This is a genomic window from Pseudomaricurvus sp. HS19 (genome assembly GCF_009857815.1).
Lineage (GTDB): Bacteria > Pseudomonadota > Gammaproteobacteria > Pseudomonadales > Cellvibrionaceae > Pseudomaricurvus.
Genome location: NZ_WVVW01000018.1, coordinates 1 through 17,601 on the forward strand (window position 1 = coordinate 1; position 17,601 = coordinate 17,601).

14 protein-coding genes are annotated in these 17,601 nt (G+C 56.2%); 4 read left to right on the forward strand and 10 right to left on the reverse strand.

Going from position 1 to position 17,601, the window contains the following annotated elements:
* Positions 1 to 121: 121 nt before the first annotated feature.
* The 4 genes from ilvY (at position 122) to GSF27_RS17175 (ending at position 4,412) form a co-directional block, all read left to right on the forward strand.
* On the forward strand, positions 122 to 991 hold the full coding sequence (gene ilvY / locus GSF27_RS17160; protein WP_160971299.1) for an HTH-type transcriptional activator IlvY: 870 nt from the start codon (positions 122 to 124) through the stop codon (positions 989 to 991).
* A 356-nt stretch (positions 992 to 1,347) separates the two neighbouring features.
* The gene (gene argS, locus GSF27_RS17165; protein ID WP_160971300.1) at positions 1,348 to 3,087 is read left to right on the forward strand and encodes an arginine--tRNA ligase; all 1,740 of its coding nucleotides are present in this window, start codon (positions 1,348 to 1,350) and stop codon (positions 3,085 to 3,087) included.
* A gap of 147 nt (positions 3,088 to 3,234) precedes the next feature.
* Positions 3,235 to 3,588: a four helix bundle protein gene (locus GSF27_RS17170; protein ID WP_160971301.1), complete on the forward strand. Its 354-nt coding sequence runs from the start codon at positions 3,235 to 3,237 to the stop codon at positions 3,586 to 3,588.
* Between the two features lie 80 nt (positions 3,589 to 3,668).
* Positions 3,669 to 4,412 (forward strand): sulfite exporter TauE/SafE family protein, encoded by a 744-nt coding sequence (locus GSF27_RS17175; protein ID WP_160971302.1) that lies wholly within the window; start codon positions 3,669 to 3,671, stop codon positions 4,410 to 4,412.
* A gap of 755 nt (positions 4,413 to 5,167) precedes the next feature.
* On the opposite strand, the gene GSF27_RS17180 is transcribed toward GSF27_RS17175, so the two are convergent.
* From GSF27_RS17180 to GSF27_RS17225, 10 genes are all read right to left on the reverse strand, one after another.
* Entirely contained in the window at positions 5,168 to 5,527 is a 360-nt protein-coding gene (locus GSF27_RS17180; protein WP_160971303.1) for a VanZ family protein, read from the reverse strand.
* A gap of 571 nt (positions 5,528 to 6,098) precedes the next feature.
* A complete protein-coding gene (locus GSF27_RS17185; protein WP_160971304.1) occupies positions 6,099 to 7,538 on the reverse strand; it encodes an undecaprenyl-phosphate glucose phosphotransferase in 1,440 nt (479 codons plus the stop codon).
* Between the two features lie 269 nt (positions 7,539 to 7,807).
* A complete protein-coding gene (locus GSF27_RS17190) occupies positions 7,808 to 8,497 on the reverse strand; it encodes a hypothetical protein (protein WP_160971305.1) in 690 nt (229 codons plus the stop codon).
* An 86-nt stretch (positions 8,498 to 8,583) separates the two neighbouring features.
* Positions 8,584 to 9,309, reverse strand: a complete 726-nt coding sequence (locus tag GSF27_RS17195) for a tyrosine-protein phosphatase (protein WP_160971306.1) — start codon at positions 9,307 to 9,309, stop codon at positions 8,584 to 8,586.
* A 25-nt stretch (positions 9,310 to 9,334) separates the two neighbouring features.
* Positions 9,335 to 9,682: a four helix bundle protein gene (locus GSF27_RS17200; protein ID WP_160971307.1), complete on the reverse strand. Its 348-nt coding sequence runs from the start codon at positions 9,680 to 9,682 to the stop codon at positions 9,335 to 9,337.
* Positions 9,683 to 9,771: 89 nt separating this feature from the next.
* On the reverse strand, positions 9,772 to 11,946 hold the full coding sequence (locus GSF27_RS17205; protein ID WP_160971308.1) for a polysaccharide biosynthesis tyrosine autokinase: 2,175 nt from the start codon (positions 11,944 to 11,946) through the stop codon (positions 9,772 to 9,774).
* A gap of 805 nt (positions 11,947 to 12,751) precedes the next feature.
* Positions 12,752 to 13,297, reverse strand: a complete 546-nt coding sequence (locus tag GSF27_RS17210; protein ID WP_160971309.1) for a polysaccharide biosynthesis/export family protein — start codon at positions 13,295 to 13,297, stop codon at positions 12,752 to 12,754.
* 206 nt (positions 13,298 to 13,503) lie between these two features.
* Positions 13,504 to 14,718: an outer membrane beta-barrel protein gene (locus GSF27_RS17215; RefSeq protein WP_160971310.1), complete on the reverse strand. Its 1,215-nt coding sequence runs from the start codon at positions 14,716 to 14,718 to the stop codon at positions 13,504 to 13,506.
* Between the two features lie 264 nt (positions 14,719 to 14,982).
* Complete coding sequence (locus GSF27_RS17220; protein WP_160971311.1) at positions 14,983 to 16,047, reverse strand: DUF1501 domain-containing protein; 1,065 nt, start codon at positions 16,045 to 16,047, stop codon at positions 14,983 to 14,985.
* A gap of 105 nt (positions 16,048 to 16,152) precedes the next feature.
* Positions 16,153 to 17,496: a DUF1800 family protein gene (locus tag GSF27_RS17225; RefSeq protein WP_160971312.1), complete on the reverse strand. Its 1,344-nt coding sequence runs from the start codon at positions 17,494 to 17,496 to the stop codon at positions 16,153 to 16,155.
* Between the last annotated feature and the right edge of the window lie 105 nt (positions 17,497 to 17,601).

The window sequence follows — 17,601 nt, forward strand, 5'->3', positions numbered from 1 at the left end:
CGCTGCGCTCGCGACGACGGGCGGGAATTTAGCTACTGAGGTCGGAGCTTCGCCTGATCATCACCGGCACCCTGTTTTACCTGAAAAACCATTAGCTAACTGCATAAAAGGCTTTCCCACCATGGACACCCGCTCCCTGCGCCTCTTCCTCAGCCTCTCCGACACCCTGCATTTCGGGCGATCCAGCGAAGAGCTGCACATCAGCCCCTCGGCCCTGAGCCGCAGCATCAAGCAGCTGGAAGAGAAGCTCGGTGTAGTTCTCTTTGAACGGGACAACCGCCGTGTGGCACTAACCCACGAAGGTAAGTTATTACAAACTTACGCCCGCGATACCCTGCAGGAGTGGGACGCCTTCCGCGAGTCACTCATGAACGATAGCCAGCAGCTGCGGGGGGAGATCAGCATCTACTGCTCGGTCACCGCCAGCTACTCCTTCCTCTACGACATCCTCAGTGACTTCCGCCGCCAGCACCCCGGTATCGAGCTCAAGATCCACACCGGCGACCCGGAGCCCGGCATCCACCGGGTGCTGAACGGCCAGGAGGACATCGCCATCGTCGCGCGGCCGGAACGACTGCCCGCCAACCTCGCCTTCCGCCGCATTACCGTCTCTCCACTACTGCTGATCGGCCCCGCCGAAGCGAGCGATAACTTACCGTACAACCCGCCAAACAAAGGCGCCGAGTGGGCCAACACCCCCATGATCCTGCCGGAAGACGGCCTCAGCCGGGATCGGGTTGATCAATGGTTCCGCAGCATGAACATCAAACCCCGCATCTACGCCCAGGTCACCGGCCACGAAGCCATGGTAAGCATGGTGAGCCTCGGCTTCGGCATCGGCGTCGTCCCCAAAATCGTCCTCGACAACAGCCCCCTGGCCGATCGGGTTCAGGTGCTCGACACTCCCGCCTCCATGGGCCATTACGACGTGGGGCTGTGTACGCTGAAGAAAAGGCTGAAGAGTCCGATTATTGAGGCGTTTTGGAATTGATTGGGGCAGGACGCTGGCGCTACAGGACGCGTTGCTACAGGGGTCAGGACGCTTCGCTACAGGAAAAGATCGCGCGGGGGACCGCGCTCCTACGAGGTCGGCGCGCTGCCGTAGGAGCCCGGTCCTCCGGGCGAGCCGTTAAACAACCTTGCCCTTCCCTTCCAATGACATACCCACAAAAGGATCGCGCGGGGGACCGCGCTCCTACGAGGTCGGCGCCCTACACCCTGTAGCGCCAGCGTCCTGTAGCGAAGCGTCCTCAAACCTGTAGCAAAGCGTCCTGCCCCAGCGGTGGTTATACCCCCCCATAAAAGGTAAAATCGCGCCCTTCGATCAGACAGCTGTTTTACTCCCCTATGAATATTCGTGATCTTCTCAGCGACAAGGTCCAGCAAGCCATGCTGGCCGCAGGTGTACCCGCCGAATACGGCCCGGCCGTGGCGCCGGCCAAGAAAGCCGGTTTTGGTGACTATCAGGCCAACGGCGCCATGGCGGCTGCCAAGGCCGTCAAGAGCAACCCCCGCGAACTGGCGCAGAAGATCCTCGACAACCTCGACCTGTCCGGCATTGCCGACAAGGTGGAGATCGCCGGGCCCGGTTTTATCAACATCCACCTGAGCCAGGCGTGGCTGTCAGAACAGGCCAACAACATCCTGCAGGATGAGCGCCTGGGCATTACCGCCGAAGCCGCCCCGCAAACCGTGGTGGTGGACTACTCCTCCCCCAACCTCGCCAAAGAGATGCACGTGGGCCACCTGCGCTCCACCATCATCGGCGATGCGCTGGTGCGCACCCTGGAGTTCCAGGGCCATAAGGTAGTCCGCCAGAACCACGTGGGCGACTGGGGCACCCAGTTCGGCATGCTGATCGCCGAGCTGGAAGAGCAGATGGACGACGGCGACGAAGCCGAGTTCGCCCTCAAGGATCTGGAAGTCTTCTACCAGCAGGCCAAGCGCCACTTCGATCACGACGAAGCCTTTGCCAACCGCGCCCGCGACTACGTGGTCAAACTGCAATCCGGCGACGAGCGTGTGCTGGCCCTGTGGGAGCAGTTCAAGAAAGTCTCCCTGCACCACAGTGAAGAGATTTACGAGCAGCTCAACGTCACCCTCACCACCGCCGACGTGCGCGGCGAAAGCGCCTACAACGACGACCTGGCCAAAGTGGTTGCCGAACTGCAGGAGCAGGGTCTGGCCGTGGAAGACCAGGGTGCACAGGTGGTGTTCCTGGAAGAGCTGGCCGATAAAGAGGGCAACCCCAGCCCCGTGATCGTGCAGAAGCAAGGCGGCGGATTCCTCTACGCCACCAGCGACCTGGCCGCACTCCGCTACCGCGCCAACGTGCTGCAGGCCGATCGCATCATGTACTTCATCGATGCGCGCCAGTCACTGCACATGAATCAGGTGTTCACGCTGGCCCGCAAGGCCGGCTTTGTGCCGGCGCAAATTAGCCTGGAACACCACCCCTTCGGCACCATGATGGGCGCCGACGGCAAACCCTTCAAAACCCGCAGCGGCGGTACCGTCAAACTGGCGGAACTGCTGGACGAGGCGGTGGATCGCGCCGCCGCCCTGATCGCCGAGAAAGAGCCGGAGCTGACCGAAGAAGAGAAAGTCGAAGTGGCGCAGAAGGTGGGCATCGGCGCGGTGAAATACGCCGACCTCTCCAAGACCCGCACCAACGACTACGTCTTCAGCTGGGCCAGCATGCTCAGCTTCGAAGGCAACACCGCACCCTATCTGCAATACGCCTACACCCGTATCCAGAGCATCTTCCGTCGCGCCCAGATCGAACCGGCACAACTGCCCGCCGCCATCACCGCGACGACTCCGGAAGAGACCGCCCTGATCCTCAAGCAGCTGCAATTCTCCGAAGTGCTGCAACAGGTCAGCCGCGAAGCCCTGCCACATGTACTCTGTACCTACCTGTACGACCTGGCCGCCCTGTTTATGCGCTTCTACGAAGCCTGCCCCATCCTCAAAGACGACGTCGACGCCGACACCCGCCAGAGCCGCATGGGCATTGCCCGCATAACCGCGCAGACCATGAAGACCGGACTGGGGTTGTTGGGTATTGAGACGATGGAGAAGATGTAGAAAAGCAAGGGCACTGCGCTTACAGGGTTCAGGACGCTTCGCTACAGGACGCTGGCGCTACAGGGAATGGGGCGTTTGACCGAGTAGGAGTCCGGTGGCCCAGACCAGTCTCTCTTCCAGGCGATCTTTTGTCGATAGGAGTCAAGGATGATTCATGAAAGTTTGGATGTGTGGAAGCGCAGCCGCAGTATGGCAATACAGGTTTACCGGGAGCTGTCCGGCTGCAGGGATTGGGGCTTTAAAGATCAGATAACCCGTTCTGTACTCTCGGTGCCAAGTAACATTGCAGAAGGCTACCAGCGAGGATCACTTAAGGATCGGAAGCGCTTTCTCGAGATAGCGAAAGGTTCGCTGGGAGAGTTCAAAACTCAGGCGGACATTGGGGCTGAAGTAGGTTTGATCCCCTTTGATGCCGGCCGAATGTGGATCGAGGAAAGTGAACAACTAAGTAAGATGCTGGGCATGTTAATTCAGAAGCTAAGGGATGCCCCTACCCCCTGAAGCGCAGCGCCCTAACCCCTGTAGCGAAGCGTCCTGTAGCGCAGCGTCCTCATAACCTGTAGCGAAGCGTCCTAAACCAAATGATCACCGACCCCCTCTTCTACCTCTGCGCCATCCCCGCCATCCTGATCTTCGGCATGGCCAAGGGCGGTTTTGGTGGCGGGATTTCGGTGGTGTCTGTACCGCTGATGGCCTTGGCGGTATCGCCGGTGCAGGCGGCAGCCATCCTGATGCCAATTCTGATAGCGATGGACATGGTGGCGCTGTGGAGTTTCCGCGGGCGCTGGAGCAAGCGTAACCTGATCTACACCCTGCCCGGTGCGGTTCTCGGGATTGTGGTCGGCGCTTTTACCTTCCGCTATCTGTCCGAAGACGCCATCCGCATTCTGATCGGCACCATCGCCGTGGTGTTCTGCCTCGACTACTGGTTCCGCCACAAAGCCACGCAAAAGCGTGAGCCGGATGCCATCCGCGGTACCTTCTGGGGTGGGCTGGCAGGCTTTACCAGTTTCGGCATTCACTCCGGCGGGCCGCCCATCAGTGTTTTCTACCTGCCACAGCAGATGGAAAAGACCTTGCTGATGGGCACCTTCGCGGTGTTCTTCACCGTGGTTAACCTCACCAAGCTGATCCCCTACGCCTGGCTGGGACAGTTCGACAGCACCAACCTCACCACCTCACTGGTATTGATTCCGCTGGCACCAATTGGGGTAAGACTGGGCTACTTCATGCTGCACAGGGTTAACGAGACCTGGATCTACCGGTTCTGTTATTTCTTCCTGTTTGTGGTTGGGCTGAAGTTGTTGTGGGATGGGATTTTCTAGGGACTAGGGACTAGGGACTAGGGACTAGGGACTAGGGACTAGGGACTAGGGACTAGGGACTAGGGACTAGGGACTAGGGACTAGGGACTAGGGACTAGGGACTAGGGACTAGGGACTAGGGACTAGGGACTAGGGACTAGGGACTAGGGACTAGGGACTAGGGACTAGGGACTAGGGACTAGGGACTAGGGACTAGGGACTAGGGACTAGGGACTAGGGACTAGGGACTAGGGACTAGGGACTAGGGACTAGGGACTAGGGACTAGGGACTAGGGACTAGGGACTAGGGACTAGGGACTAGGGACTAGGGACTAGGGACTAGGGACTAGGGACTAGGGACTAGGGACTAGGGACTAGGGACTAGGGACTAGGGACTAGGGACTAGGGACTAGGGACTAGGGACTAGGGACTAGGGACTAGGGACTAGGGACTAGGGACTAGGGACTAGGGACTAGGGACTAGGGACTAGGGACTAGGGACTAGGGACTAGGGACTAGGGACTAGGGACTAGGGACTAGGGACTAGGGACTAGGGACTAGGGACTAGGGACTAGGGACTAGGGACTAGGGACTAGGGACTACAGACTAGGGACTAGGGACTAGGGACTAGGGACTAGGGACTAGGGACTAGGGACTAGGGACTAGGGACTAGGGACTAGGGACTACAGGATTATGTCCGTTGTTTTCGCTTTTCCTAGTACCTGGTAGCGAAGCGGCCCCAGATCCTAGAGCCTTTAACCTGGTAGCGAAGCGCCCCTAAATTCCCTTTATATATTTCCGACCAATCAAACACAGCACATAAACCGCCAGCCCCAGCCCTACTCCCACCGCGTCCATGGCGAAGTCGGCCCAATCAAACGTGCGCCGTGGCAGCAACCAATCCTGCCCCACTTCGATTGCCGCGCCCAGTACAACCATAGAAACAATCACCAACCAACCCAACCGACGCGGAACAGCCAGCAACGACAGCAGCGTGAGAACACCAAAGCCAACAGCGTGCGTCCACTTATCGAAATCATGGGTGTACTGGGGAATGGGGTCCGGGCGAAAGCCGGCCCACAAAATAACGATCAATGCCGCCAGAGCCAGCCAGCGCCAGAAAACAGTGGGGATCATTATTACCTCGGTGGTGTCAGGTAGAGCGGTTCAAGTGTGCCGCCCTGCCCCTTCGGGAACAAGCGAAAATCAGGGTTATGAGCACCAGGCCCTCAGGACCGTGCAACTGGATTCCCGCCTGCGCGGGAATGACAGAGTGAGGGCACTAGATTCCCGCCTGCACGGGAATGACAGAGTGAGGGCACTGGATTCCCGCCTGCGCGGGAATGACAGTGAGCTTTAGATTCCTGTGCACCAGGTGAATCCAGCTTGGCAACAAGAGAGAGCAGCCCTCCGTGGGTCGACAAGAGCCACAGACCTCCCACCTTGTCATCCCCGCGTAGGCGGGGATCCATTGATCAAGCATGGATAACTTACAGTCAACTGGATTCCCGCCTTCACGGGAATGACAGAGTGAGGGATGGGATTCCCGCCCACCCCAGAGTGCCCTCTCTTGCAGCTACACTGCAATTCACCTTGTGCACGGGAATGACAGAACTGGATCACCCCTGTAGCGAGGCGTCCTAGACCCTAGAAGCGAAGCGTCCTGTAGCGAAGCGTCCTAGACCCTAGAAGCGAAGCGTCCTAGCCCCTAATAAACATCCTTCCCCACAAACCCCTTAAACACGGTCTTGGCAATGATCTTCAGGTCCCACCACACCGACCAGTGGTGTATGTAGTGCAGGTCGTGCTCGATACGCTTTTCCATCTTCTCCAGCGTATCGGTCTCACCGCGCCAACCGTTGATCTGGGCCCAGCCGGTGATACCGGGTTTGATCTTGTGGCGACGCATGTAGCTCTTGATCTGCTTGCGGAACTCTTCGTTGTGGGCCACAGCGTGGGGGCGGGGGCCGACAATGGACATGCTGCCCTGCAGCACGTTGATAAACTGTGGCAGCTCATCCAGTGAGGTCTTGCGCAGGAAAGCGCCAATGCAGGTGATGCGCGGATCGTTACGGGTAGCCTGCTTGAAATCCGTACCATTTTCCATGACCCGCATGGAACGAAACTTCCAGACATTGATAGGCTTGCCATCCATGCCGTAACGCTTCTGCTTAAAGATCACGGGGCCCGGCGAGGTCAGCTTCACCGCCAGCGAGATCAACAACAGGATCGGCGAGATCAGAGTCAGGATAATCGTCGCAATCACAATGTCTTCCAGGCGCTTGACCCAACCATTCAGGCCGCGCATCGGCTCACCGATCAGACCATAAGCAGGAATACCATTGAGGTTGATACTGCGCGCATGCAATAGCTCGAACACAAACAGGTCTGGCACCACGTAAACCGCGGCCGTGGAGTTGGACAGCCGATCCAGAAGCTCCTGAATACGAGCTTCAGCACGCATGGGCAACGCGATATAGACGCTGTCCAGAGCACCCAGCTCCGCCAACTCCACCAGTTGATCAAAATTGCCTACGGTGTCGCAAGCCACTGCCGGATGATCATTTTTTGCGCGACGGCAATCGCCGGTAATTGGACGTGCTGCCTGTCGATCATCAAAAAATCCGTAGATTTTATAGCCTGTCCAGGTGGCATGGGTCAGGCGTGCTGCCACCTGCTCTGCCAATGCACCGGTGCCAACAATGGCGGCAGTGCGGGTATTGAAACCGTTGCGGCGCATGCCACGCAGTCCGAGACGCGCCACCACACGCCACAGCAACATCGCGGTCAGCGCCAGTGCAAACCACTGGGCGTAGAGCGGCCAGACAAACAACGAATCCACACCGCTGAAAAATTGACCAACCACAAAGATGCCGGCAAAACCAATGGTCCAGCACACGAACACCTGCCGCGCCTCGGCCCACAGGGTTTCAGAACGCCAGGAACGGTAAATCTCGGTAAAATCCGCCAGCAGTTGATGCAGCAAACCGGCGATCAGCCCGACCAACCAATAGTCACTGCTCAGCGCAACGCCGTTGAGATGCAGAATAAGCCCGATCGTAAGAATGATCAGAGTGGAGTCAACCACGCGGGCAAGAAATGCGAATTGAGAAGCGTAGGGTTTAATAAACCCGTTACCTGCAGGCATCAAAAAATCCTTCTTAAGCGCCGGAGTCGAGAGTCGCCCGTGCTGCAGTACAAGATAAAAGTTATGCAATGCCCCCAAGGCAGCAGCGCTCCGTCGCACCGCCCCCAATCCTTGATGGCACAATATTCATTTTAAAAAGTGAGTCACAAGTTAACAACCGTTTTGTGCGTTAAGTCTCGAAAATAATGCAAAATTTCGACACAGACGTGGTTGATTTTTAGCCTTTTATTCCTGCCGCGACGGAATTAAAAAATAGACTTGCACGTCGGTTATAACGCGCAGGTTTTGCGTACCCTGCCGGACACCTTCTCCGGGGCTGCCATCAGGCACACCGCTTTCTGCATACCGTATTTTTCGGCCACAGACAGGAGGCGCATTTCAGCCCCTCTCGATTGCAATCCTCTGGCAAACACTTGCAAAGCCTGCTGTCTCGAGGCCATACCCAGACTCGACCAGCGGCTGAGTGCCGTATTTGAAAGCGTCAATAAGACCTGGGGTTCGTTCGGCCCCAGGGCAAACGCATTTGCAAAAGCCTGATCAAACTCATCATCAAACTCACCGAGCTGCGACTTCAGCAGCGCCAGATCCGACCAGCCGTCGGGCCAATAGGGGCGCTGGCCAGTCAATTGGCGTAGATAATCCAGCCCTTGCTGCCCTGTGCTCGCAGACGTTTCGGCACCGACACCGTCACTGACCGAGAAAAACCAACTGGAGAGACGCCCAAGGCCCCGCAGGTAGTCCGGATGAGACGGCGAATAGCCCAGTGCCTTCTTCAGGTTCGACTCCGCCGCCCGCCACTGCAAATCGGTGACCGGCGCGCCCTGAAACCAACGGCGCTCCTGCCGCACAGCCTGATGCGCCGTGATATCCCCCAACATGGCGGATACCGAGGAGATTGCCAGCACCGCCAGAGTCGCAACCAGCAACAATGGCGCCCAGCGGCCGACTAATTTTTGCATTCGTTTACCTGACTCGAATCATTGTTTGTTGATTGCCTGATCTTGCGCAGGCCAGGCAATAAAAGATCGCCCGCGGGAGCGGGCTCCTACGTGAATTGCGCAGCTACGATTTGCATGGGGTTGTCGCGCACCAGGCGCATGGCTTCCGCCTCGCCGATCACCTTTGCCGCTGCCGCAACGCCTGCACTCATGCTCACCGGCCGGCGCTCCACATGGTGCGCGTCCGATGCCAGCACCGTCACCACACCCTTCTCCAGCAATTGCCAGGCACGCTCCTGCGCTCCCTCACCAAACTGGCCCGCAACCGAACCAGCCGTCACCTGAAACAGGCAACCCAGATCAATCAACGGCTGCAGCTTATCGATACTGCGCATCACATCCTTATTGCGCTCCGGATGCGCAATCATCGGCAACACATTCTGCTTTAACAGCCACGCCACAATCTTGTCGGTACCCGGCAGGATGTGGCTGTGTGGCATCTCCAGCAGCATTACCTGCTTCCCCTGCCAACTGCCTAAAAACGGAATCTGTCCCGCCGGCAGCATCGACAGAATCTCCGGCCCAATCCGCACCTCGGCGGCAAAACCCAACTGCAACGGAATCTCCGCATTGGCCAGCGCCTTCCGGAACGCCTGCGTATGCGCCTTAATCCCCGCCAGCGAATTCTCCCAACGGCCATGATGAATGTGCGGCGTCACTACCGAATGCGTCACCCCATCCGCCACCGCCTGACGCGCAAGGGCCAACGCAGCGTCCAGGTCTTTGGGGCCGTCGTCGATGGTGGGGAGGAGATGGGAGTGGAGGTCGTACATAAAGTCAGGTTCTAGGTTCTAGGTTCTAGGTTAGTTTGGCATGGTGTCTTATTAACGACGCCAGCATTCTGCTCAATTGTGAGCTTTCGTTTAGCCAAGCAATTCCCAGCTCGCGAGGTATCAACCCAATTGCCATACCGATATCAGCCTGGGTTTTGAACTCTCCGAGAGATCCTTTTGCAATCTCCAGAAACCGCCTGCGCTCCTTTACACTTTCTCTTTCATATCCCTCAGCAATATTGCTGGGTACAGAAAGTGCAGACCGGGTAATTTGATCCTTAAAACCAAATTCCCGACAACCTTCCAATGTTTTGTATACCGAGATCACCAGCAGACGACTCCGCTGCCAGACCTCCAGGTCTTCGTATAGCATCCATGCCTCCTTGCACTATTACCTTCCGTGGCTCCTAGCTCCTAGCTCCTAGCTCCTAGCTCCTAGCTCCTGGTAGCGTAGCGCCCTATCTACTCAGCCGAATACCCATAATTAAAATAATACCCCGAATACTCCGCCCCATAATCCTTGGCCTTATTCAGGTCGACTTTGTTCAACACCACGCCGGTGATGGGGGCGCCTACGTCGCGGAGGCGTTTGATACCTTTGGCGGCGAGGGAGGCCGCGGTGTCGTCGGATTTGACGACGTAAACCAGGGCGTCGGCGTAGGTGGAGAGCACCAGTGCGTCACTCACGGCGTGGGTAGGAGCCGAGTCGATGATGATGCGGTCGTAGCGCTCGCTCAATTTGCTCAGCACCAGGCCGAAGCGCTTGGAGGCCAGCAGTTCCAATGGATTGGAGGGCACCATGCCGGAAGTCATGACATCGACGGTGGTGTCACCCAGCTTGTGCACACAATCCTTGAAGTCGGCGGTGCCGGCGACCAGGTTGGAGAGGCCAGGCGCCGTGCGGGAGAGGCCGATGGTTTTCGCCAGTGTCGGGCGGCGCATGTCGGCGTCGATCAGCAGCACCTTCTCCATTTGCCCCACCGCTTCCGCCAGGTTCAGCGACACGGTGGATTTACCCTCGTTGGGTACGGAGGAGGTAATCACCGTAATCTTGTGCGGTGTATCCAGGTTGGAGAGCATCAGGCCGGTGCGAATGGTGCGAATCGCCTCGGCAAAGTTGTTGTGATTGTCAGAGAGAAAGCCCTCAAACGCCGCTTCGCTGCGGTTCTCTTTAATAAACGGCAGGAAGCCCAGCATCGGCGCGTGCAGTTTCTCTTCCACATCGTCCGGGGTACGCACGGTGTTATTGAGCGCGTCCTTGAGGAAGGCCAACATCACACCCAACATGCCACTGGCCACCATGGCCAACAGAACAATCAGGGCTTTTTTCGGTTTCACCGGTTTGCGCGGTGACACAGCCGGGTCGATCACCCGTGCGTGTGCTGCCTGCAGGCCGCCGGCCTCGTCGGTCTCCTTGGAGCGCTTGAGGAACATGTCGTACAGGTGACGGTTGGTTTGCACCTCACGTTCCAGCTCGATCAGCTTGAACTCCTTGCGGTTCACCCCCTGCACCCGGCGCTTGGTGTCCGCCAGCTGCTGCTCCAGGGTCTCTTCGGTCTGGCGAGCCAGGCGGTAATCAGCGGCGATACCTTCACCCACACGCATCACCTGACGACGCAGCTCTTCCAGGGATTGGGTAACCTCGGAGTTGGCAGCGATCATTTTCGGGTGTTTGGGGCCGTAACGTTTGCTCAGCTCAGCCACTTTCAGCGACGCAGCCGCCTGGGCTTCCTTCAGCTTCTGTACCAGCGGGTGACGCAGTACGCTGGAGAGCCCCATCAACTGCTCGGCAGTGGGATTGGTGCCGTAATCCTGCACCTGACGATAGATAGTCTCTGCCTCAGAACGGGCACGGCGCGCGTCCACATAGCGCTGGGTCAGCTGCGCCAGCTCTTCCGCATCCAGGGTTTGCACACCCTGCACGTCCACCAGCTGCTGCTCTTCGCGGTAGGCCTGCAGGCGGTCTTCCGACGCCTGCAACGTGGCCCGCAGGTCACCCAGGCGATCCCCCAGCCAATCGGCGGCCTTGCGGGTTACGTTGAGCTTGGCTTCCAGGTGGCTCTCGATGTACACCTCGGCCAGGGTATTGGCGATCTCTGCGGCCAGCTTGGGATCGGTGGATTCATAGTGAATCTTCACCAGCTGGGTATTACGCACCGGCGCGATACTCAATCCCTCATTAAACTTATCCACCACCACATCGAACAACTCCTGTTCGGTAGGTGGCTCCAGATCGGTATCGAACGGGATAAGCGCACGCCAGTCAAAACCCTGCTCCTGCTGGCGAGGGTCAAACAGCGGATGGATGTCCAGGTTCAGGCGACGAATCACCCGTTCAGCCAGATCGCGGGACTTGAGGATCTCGAACTGGGTCAGAAAGTACTCTTTGTTGCTGGTATTGAGGCCGTATACGTCCTCAATCGACAGCACCTTGGCTTCCTGGTTTTCGATCAGCACCGTATTGGTGGCCTGATACACCGGCGTCATGGAAAACACCACCAACGCCGTCAACAGAGTCACCACCACTGACAAACCAGCAATGTTCCACTTCTGCTGCATCAACACACGCCAGTAATGGCGCAGGTCGATGATTTCTTCCTGAAATTCTGGTCGCTCAGCGGCAGCAATGTCTTTCATACAAACTCTTCGAGTAAAAAATGGTTCTAGGTTCTAGGTTCTAGGTTCTAGGTTCTAGGTTCTAGGTTCTAGGTTCTAGGTTCTAGGTTCTAGGTTCTAGGTTCTAGGTTCTAGGTTCTAGGTTCTAGGTTCTAGGTTCTAGGTTCTAGGTTCTAGGTTCTAGGTTCTAGGTTCTAGGTTCTAGGTTCTAGGTTCTAGGTTCTAGGTTCTAGGTTCTAGGTTCTAGGTTCTAGGTTCTAGGTTCTAGGTTCTAGGTTCTAGGTTCTAGGTTCTAGGTTCTAGGTTCTAGGTTCTAGGTTCTAGGTTCTAGGTTCTAGGTTCTAGGTTCTAGGTTCTAGGTTCTAGGTTCTAGGTTCTAGGTTCTAGGTTCTAGGTTCTAGGTTCTAGGTTCTAGGTTCTAGGTTCTAGGTTCTAGGTTCTAGGTTCTAGGTTCTAGGTTCTAGGTTCTAGGTTCTAGGTTCTAGGTTCTAGGTTCTAGGTTCTAGGTTCTAGGTTCTAGGTTCTAGGTTCTAGGTTCTAGGTTCTAGGTTCTAGGTTCTAGGTTCTAGGTTCTAGGTTCTAGGTTCTAGGTTCTAGGTTCTAGGTTCTAGGTTCTAGGTTCTAGGTTCTAGGTTCTAGGTTCTAGGTTCTAGGTTCTAGGTTCTAGGTTCTAGGTTCTAGGTTCTAGGTTCTAGGTTCTAGGTTCTAGGTTCTAGGTTCTACAGCATTATGTGCTTTGCTTTTCCTAGTACCTAGCAGCGAAGCGCCCTAGTTCCTAAATCCTTTGACCTAGAAGCGCAGCGCCCTAGCCCCTAGTCCCTGCCCTTTAGAAAAAGCTCTGTTCAACAGTAATAATGTCACCCGGCTTCACTGGCGTGTTCAACTCCACCCGTACCGGGGTCTGGTCGGCGGTATTATCCGAGATAATAAATATGTTCTTCTTGGCAGCGCGCTCGGTGAAGCCTTCCGCCAGGGAGACCGCCTTGCGCACGGTCAGGCCGGGCTGGAAGGGGAAGCCGCCGGGCTTTTCCACTTCGCCGTTGATAAAGAACTGACGGTATTTGACGATGGTGATGGAGACGCGGGGGTCGATCAGGTAGTCACCCAGCAAGCCCTTGGTGATCTTGTGCTGCAGCTCGCCTACGGTCAGGCCTTTCAGCTTCAGCTCCCCCAGGAACGGGTACGACAGGGTACCGGCATCGCTGAGCTGCACCTCGTCAAAACTCAGGTCCGACTCACCGAACACATGGATGCCAATCACATCGCCGGAGCCCAGGGTGTACTCGGAAAAACCGCCCTGTGCCAGCACCGGCAGCGACACCCCGGCCAGAGTGGTCAGCAGCAGTAACATGGAAACGCGCAACAGTTTCATCACCAAATCTCTATCGTCCAAACACAACGACGGGCTGAATCAACAGCCCGTTAAAAAAACCTTGATTCGAGTCGCGAGTAGCGAGAAACGAGTCAAAAGCCCTGGAAAAGCAGGACAAATCATTCATCGTCCTTTTACTTCCCTCTCGCTACTCGCAACTCGCTCCTCGTTACTTACTACTACTCGCCACCCGCTACTAAACAGCCTTACAGGCTGATAGTAGCGTGCAGGGCAACCTGCTCGCGGTCATACTCGAACTGACCGAAGTTGGAGTCTTTATTGGTCTCGGTAATGGAGAGGCCCAGGTCCAGCCAACGACGCATGGAGTAATCTACACGCAGGCCGTAGGTGGTGGTTTCGTCCTCACGACCGGAAGCATCACCCTCGTAGGTGGAATCGTCGAAGCTGTAGAACAGGGTGGAGGTGAAACGATCGGTCCAGCCGTGCTGCCAGTTCACGCCGTAGGTTTTGGCGTCGATGAAGTTACCGGCACCGTCGGTTTCACGGTCTTCACGGGCAGTGTTCACAGAGAGCGCAGAGTACTCTTTGGGCTGCCAGGTCACGCCCACTTCCCAGCTTGCGCCAGAGAAATCATCACGGTCAGCATCGTCGAAGTTTTTCTTGCCCTGACCCACTTTCACGCTACCGGTGGTTTTGCCAGTGGCTTCCCAGGTCACACCCACAAAATACTTGGTGGAGGTGTTGTCCAGGGTGTCGTAGCTGCCGGTAACTTCAGCAGGGTCATAAACGTAGTCGTTATCGGCCTGACGCACCTCGGCCAGCAGGTCGGTCTTGCCGCCTACGCGCCAGAAGAAGGTTCCGGAAGCTTTCAGGGCATCGCGGTCACGGCCACGGGTCAGGTCGCGGTGATTGGTGTACTGCTTCTCGTAGCTGCCCACAGCCAGCTCCAGACGGCCTTTGGAGGTCTCGCTGCCGTAGGTGTACTTACCGTCTACAGCCACTTCATCGTAAGTATCGGGCTCTTCAATCGCGCCGGCGGCAGCACCCTGGGTGAAGCCGGTACCGCGGTCTTCGTGGCCATCGAAGTAAGAAGCGGTCAGGTCAAACTGGTTGCGGTGGTTCAGCTCCCAGCTCACGCCAGCTTCAACGCGGTTGTCGGAGTAATTGTCGTCGCTGCTGGCTTCGTACAGGCCAGAGCTGTGCTCATACAGCGCGGACAGCTCAACCGTATCCAGGTCGGCGGTGGCCTCAACCGAAGGCGTCAGCACGGTTACCCAGGACTCCTGCTCATCGGTTGGCTGGGAAAAGATGTTGTCGTCGTAACGCTGCTCCAGCGCCAATGTTGGCACGATCTCAAATACGCCAGCTTTTACCGGTGCAGGGTCCAGAGCCATGGCACCAGACGCAGAGGCAGAGACCGCCACCGCCAGCAGAGAACGGGCGAAAACCGATTTAGACATGTATTACTCCTAATGGAAGATGTATCCCTGATATAGAATTCTTGAGATTCATAACTGGATGGCATTAAACCCCTGCCCCCAAATAACCAGTTACGAAAGCGTGACATTCTAGGAAAGAATGTGCGGCACGTCACGATAGTTTCATGAACTTTTTACAAGAAATTTGATTTGCCCGCGAGGCGTGTACGTTTTTTAAACAGGCTTAGAAGTGAAATGCGGCTTTAGCGAAGAATCTAAAACCAAATGTTTGGGTCAGAAGAAAATCTATACAGACCTGAACAGCGGGAGGGTTGGCCAGTGAGCTCCGCCCACGGTTAAACCTGACTGGCCACACCAATCACTTAGAATCGTTTGGTAAACACTGCGAAAGTCTGTTGTGTATTGCATATCCTGGTCGACCAGAGCTGTCAGGTCGGGATGCTCGCCAATATGTCCACCGCGTACCGCACCGCCCATTACAAAATGGGTTGCGGCCGTACCATGATCTGACCCACCGGAGCCATTCTGCGCGGCCCTGCGACCGAACTCTGAGTAAGTCATGATCGCCACGCGGTCCCACAGGCCGGCTATTTGTAACTCGCGGGAGAACGCAGCCAAACCCTCCGCCAGATCTTTCAGTAACCGTGCGTGGGTTGTCTTTTGGTTGCGATGGGTGTCAAAACTGCCCAACGCCACTTTAATAACAGGTATGCCCAGCTCCAACTTCAGCAATCTTGCGACGTCTGCCAGGTGCTTACCAAACGGTGAAGCAGGGAACTCTACCGCCAAGGGAGGGGCACGCTTAACGGCAGGCACCAGCAGCTCAGCCCCCGCAAATAAGGTGTTTTGTTGGCTGGCGACATAGCTGAGGGCATCGTTGGCCTGTGCCGCTTCTACGGCGTCGACTTTAGCCGCATGGGCTACAAACTGCGCGAGGCTGTTTATCTTCAAATACCGCGATTGCTCTCCCATCACCGGGGCCGCATTGCGCCCAAACACCACCGCATCGACCGGCTGAGCAGACTTTATCGGGGAGATGCCCGACAACCAGCCTTCGTTGAGGTACTTATCAGCAGCAGAGGCGGTGTCCCAAATATCAATACTGCGAAAATGCGAGCGATTTGGCTGCGGATAACCCACCCCGTGAATCAAGGCCATATGGCCTGACTGCCACACCGGCAAAAGCGCCTCCAGGGACTGGTGCACCGCAAATTGCTCATCCAGCTGAATCCGCTCTTCGGCTTGCAGGGCCAGCTGCGGACGCAACACTTGGTAGGCATCCAACTGCCCTAGCGGAACCACCGTATTCAAACTGTCGTTGCCGCCGTTTAGCTCCACCAGTACCAGCACAGGCAATTTGCGCTTCGCTCGGGCATAGGCCGCCCACGGGGCCAAACCGGCCAACACGCCAACCGAAGCTATTTGCAATAGGGTGCGCCGTCGCATCAAGTGCCCTTACTTCAACTGCCAGACCGGGTCTGTTAAAACCACAGATAACTGCTCCATGCAGGGAGCACTTCTATCCACCTCTATCAGATCTGGCAGGGCCGCAAATCGGGCTGGACCATCCCCTTCACACAAAAACGCCAACTCCTCCGGGGTAGCCTCCTGCTCAAGCCCACGCAATAACCTATCTGCGAAGTTCACCCGCAGCATCATTCTACTGGAGTCAATCCAATCCTTACCTCCCGGCCATCCTCTGACATTGGGCGGGTTAAATAGCGATTGGCCGAGACGCGAGAGTAACGGTGCCACTGCGTCAGGAGGAACCTGCTGGCCAGGCAGCAGGCGCTCGGCCCCAATGACCAGCTCGACAGGGGATTTGATCATACGCCCCTGATCCTTCCAGAACGTATCGCTCAGCAAAATCCCACGCACAAGGGCTTTTATATTCCAATCTTTTGCAAAGCGGCTTGCCAACCGATTAATGGTTGCCTCATCCGGCTCGCTCACAAACTCCAACCAGAGTTTTCGAGTAATAAAACGGGCGGTTTGTGGCTGTCGTAAGATCAACTCTGCAACGCCTTCTACCCCATAATGGCCGGTTTCGCCGAATATGGTCTTAGCACCGTAGTCGTGCCGCTCAGGATAAAAACGCACGGCAAAAGAGTTGTCGCGATCCACGGACTGCCCGGTTAGGGCGCGGGCCACCTCTTTGATATCGTTTTCGGTATAGTGCCCTTCCCCCAGGGTGAACAGCTCCAGAAGCTCACGGGCAAGATTCTCGTTTGGTTTGTGTTTGCTATTGTTTGCATTGTCCAGGTACAACAACATGGCAGCGTCATTCAGGACGGAATGCAGCAGCACCCTAAAATTGCCCAGCGACTGCCTGTGAAGCATACTGTGCTGCTGATAAAGTAAAGAAGTTTGGCCGACTTTCGTAACAGCAGTTGCAAAGTGGTTGTGCCAAAAGAGAGTCATACGCTCCCGAAGTACTGCCGGAGATTCGATTAAGCTCACGGAAGCCCGTTCCTGTAACTCACTATTGCAAAGGTTTTTCATTTTTTGATAATCAACCCTTGCAACATCGCTCCAACTTTTCATTAAGCTGGCCGAAACAACTATATTAGAAGCACACATAGGTGCAAAAAACACAGCAATATCAGCACTAATCAATTCCGTGACCATCTCTTCTCGTGAGAGTGCTTGGAATCTATTAATTAACATTAGATTAGGGCCGAATGCCGCCCTTAATGAAAGGTGGCGTGCGTCGTTTAGCTCTAAGGCCTGAGGAGACACCCCGAAACCAGAAAGGCAAAGGCAAAGGCAGATTAACAATCTACAGGGCTGTAACGACATTCTAGCGTCCAGTAGAAAACACTACACAAAAAGAAGACCACCAATAATGTTTAATTTTTACGCATCTATTCTCAACATGCATCTAACATTTTTCCACAACGTCCC

Coding starts and splice junctions, on each gene's coding strand:
- ilvY (WP_160971299.1), top strand. CDS start 122: ATGGACACCCGCTCCCTGCGCCTCTTCCTCAGCCTCTCCGACACCCTG.
- argS (WP_160971300.1), top strand. CDS start 1,348: ATGAATATTCGTGATCTTCTCAGCGACAAGGTCCAGCAAGCCATGCTG.
- GSF27_RS17170 (WP_160971301.1), top strand. CDS start 3,235: ATGATTCATGAAAGTTTGGATGTGTGGAAGCGCAGCCGCAGTATGGCA.
- GSF27_RS17175 (WP_160971302.1), top strand. CDS start 3,669: ATGATCACCGACCCCCTCTTCTACCTCTGCGCCATCCCCGCCATCCTG.
- GSF27_RS17180 (WP_160971303.1), bottom strand. CDS start 5,527: ATGATCCCCACTGTTTTCTGGCGCTGGCTGGCTCTGGCGGCATTGATC.
- GSF27_RS17185 (WP_160971304.1), bottom strand. CDS start 7,538: ATGCCTGCAGGTAACGGGTTTATTAAACCCTACGCTTCTCAATTCGCA.
- GSF27_RS17190 (WP_160971305.1), bottom strand. CDS start 8,497: ATGCAAAAATTAGTCGGCCGCTGGGCGCCATTGTTGCTGGTTGCGACT.
- GSF27_RS17195 (WP_160971306.1), bottom strand. CDS start 9,309: ATGTACGACCTCCACTCCCATCTCCTCCCCACCATCGACGACGGCCCC.
- GSF27_RS17200 (WP_160971307.1), bottom strand. CDS start 9,682: ATGCTATACGAAGACCTGGAGGTCTGGCAGCGGAGTCGTCTGCTGGTG.
- GSF27_RS17205 (WP_160971308.1), bottom strand. CDS start 11,946: ATGAAAGACATTGCTGCCGCTGAGCGACCAGAATTTCAGGAAGAAATC.
- GSF27_RS17210 (WP_160971309.1), bottom strand. CDS start 13,297: ATGAAACTGTTGCGCGTTTCCATGTTACTGCTGCTGACCACTCTGGCC.
- GSF27_RS17215 (WP_160971310.1), bottom strand. CDS start 14,718: ATGTCTAAATCGGTTTTCGCCCGTTCTCTGCTGGCGGTGGCGGTCTCT.
- GSF27_RS17225 (WP_160971312.1), bottom strand. CDS start 17,496: ATGTCGTTACAGCCCTGTAGATTGTTAATCTGCCTTTGCCTTTGCCTT.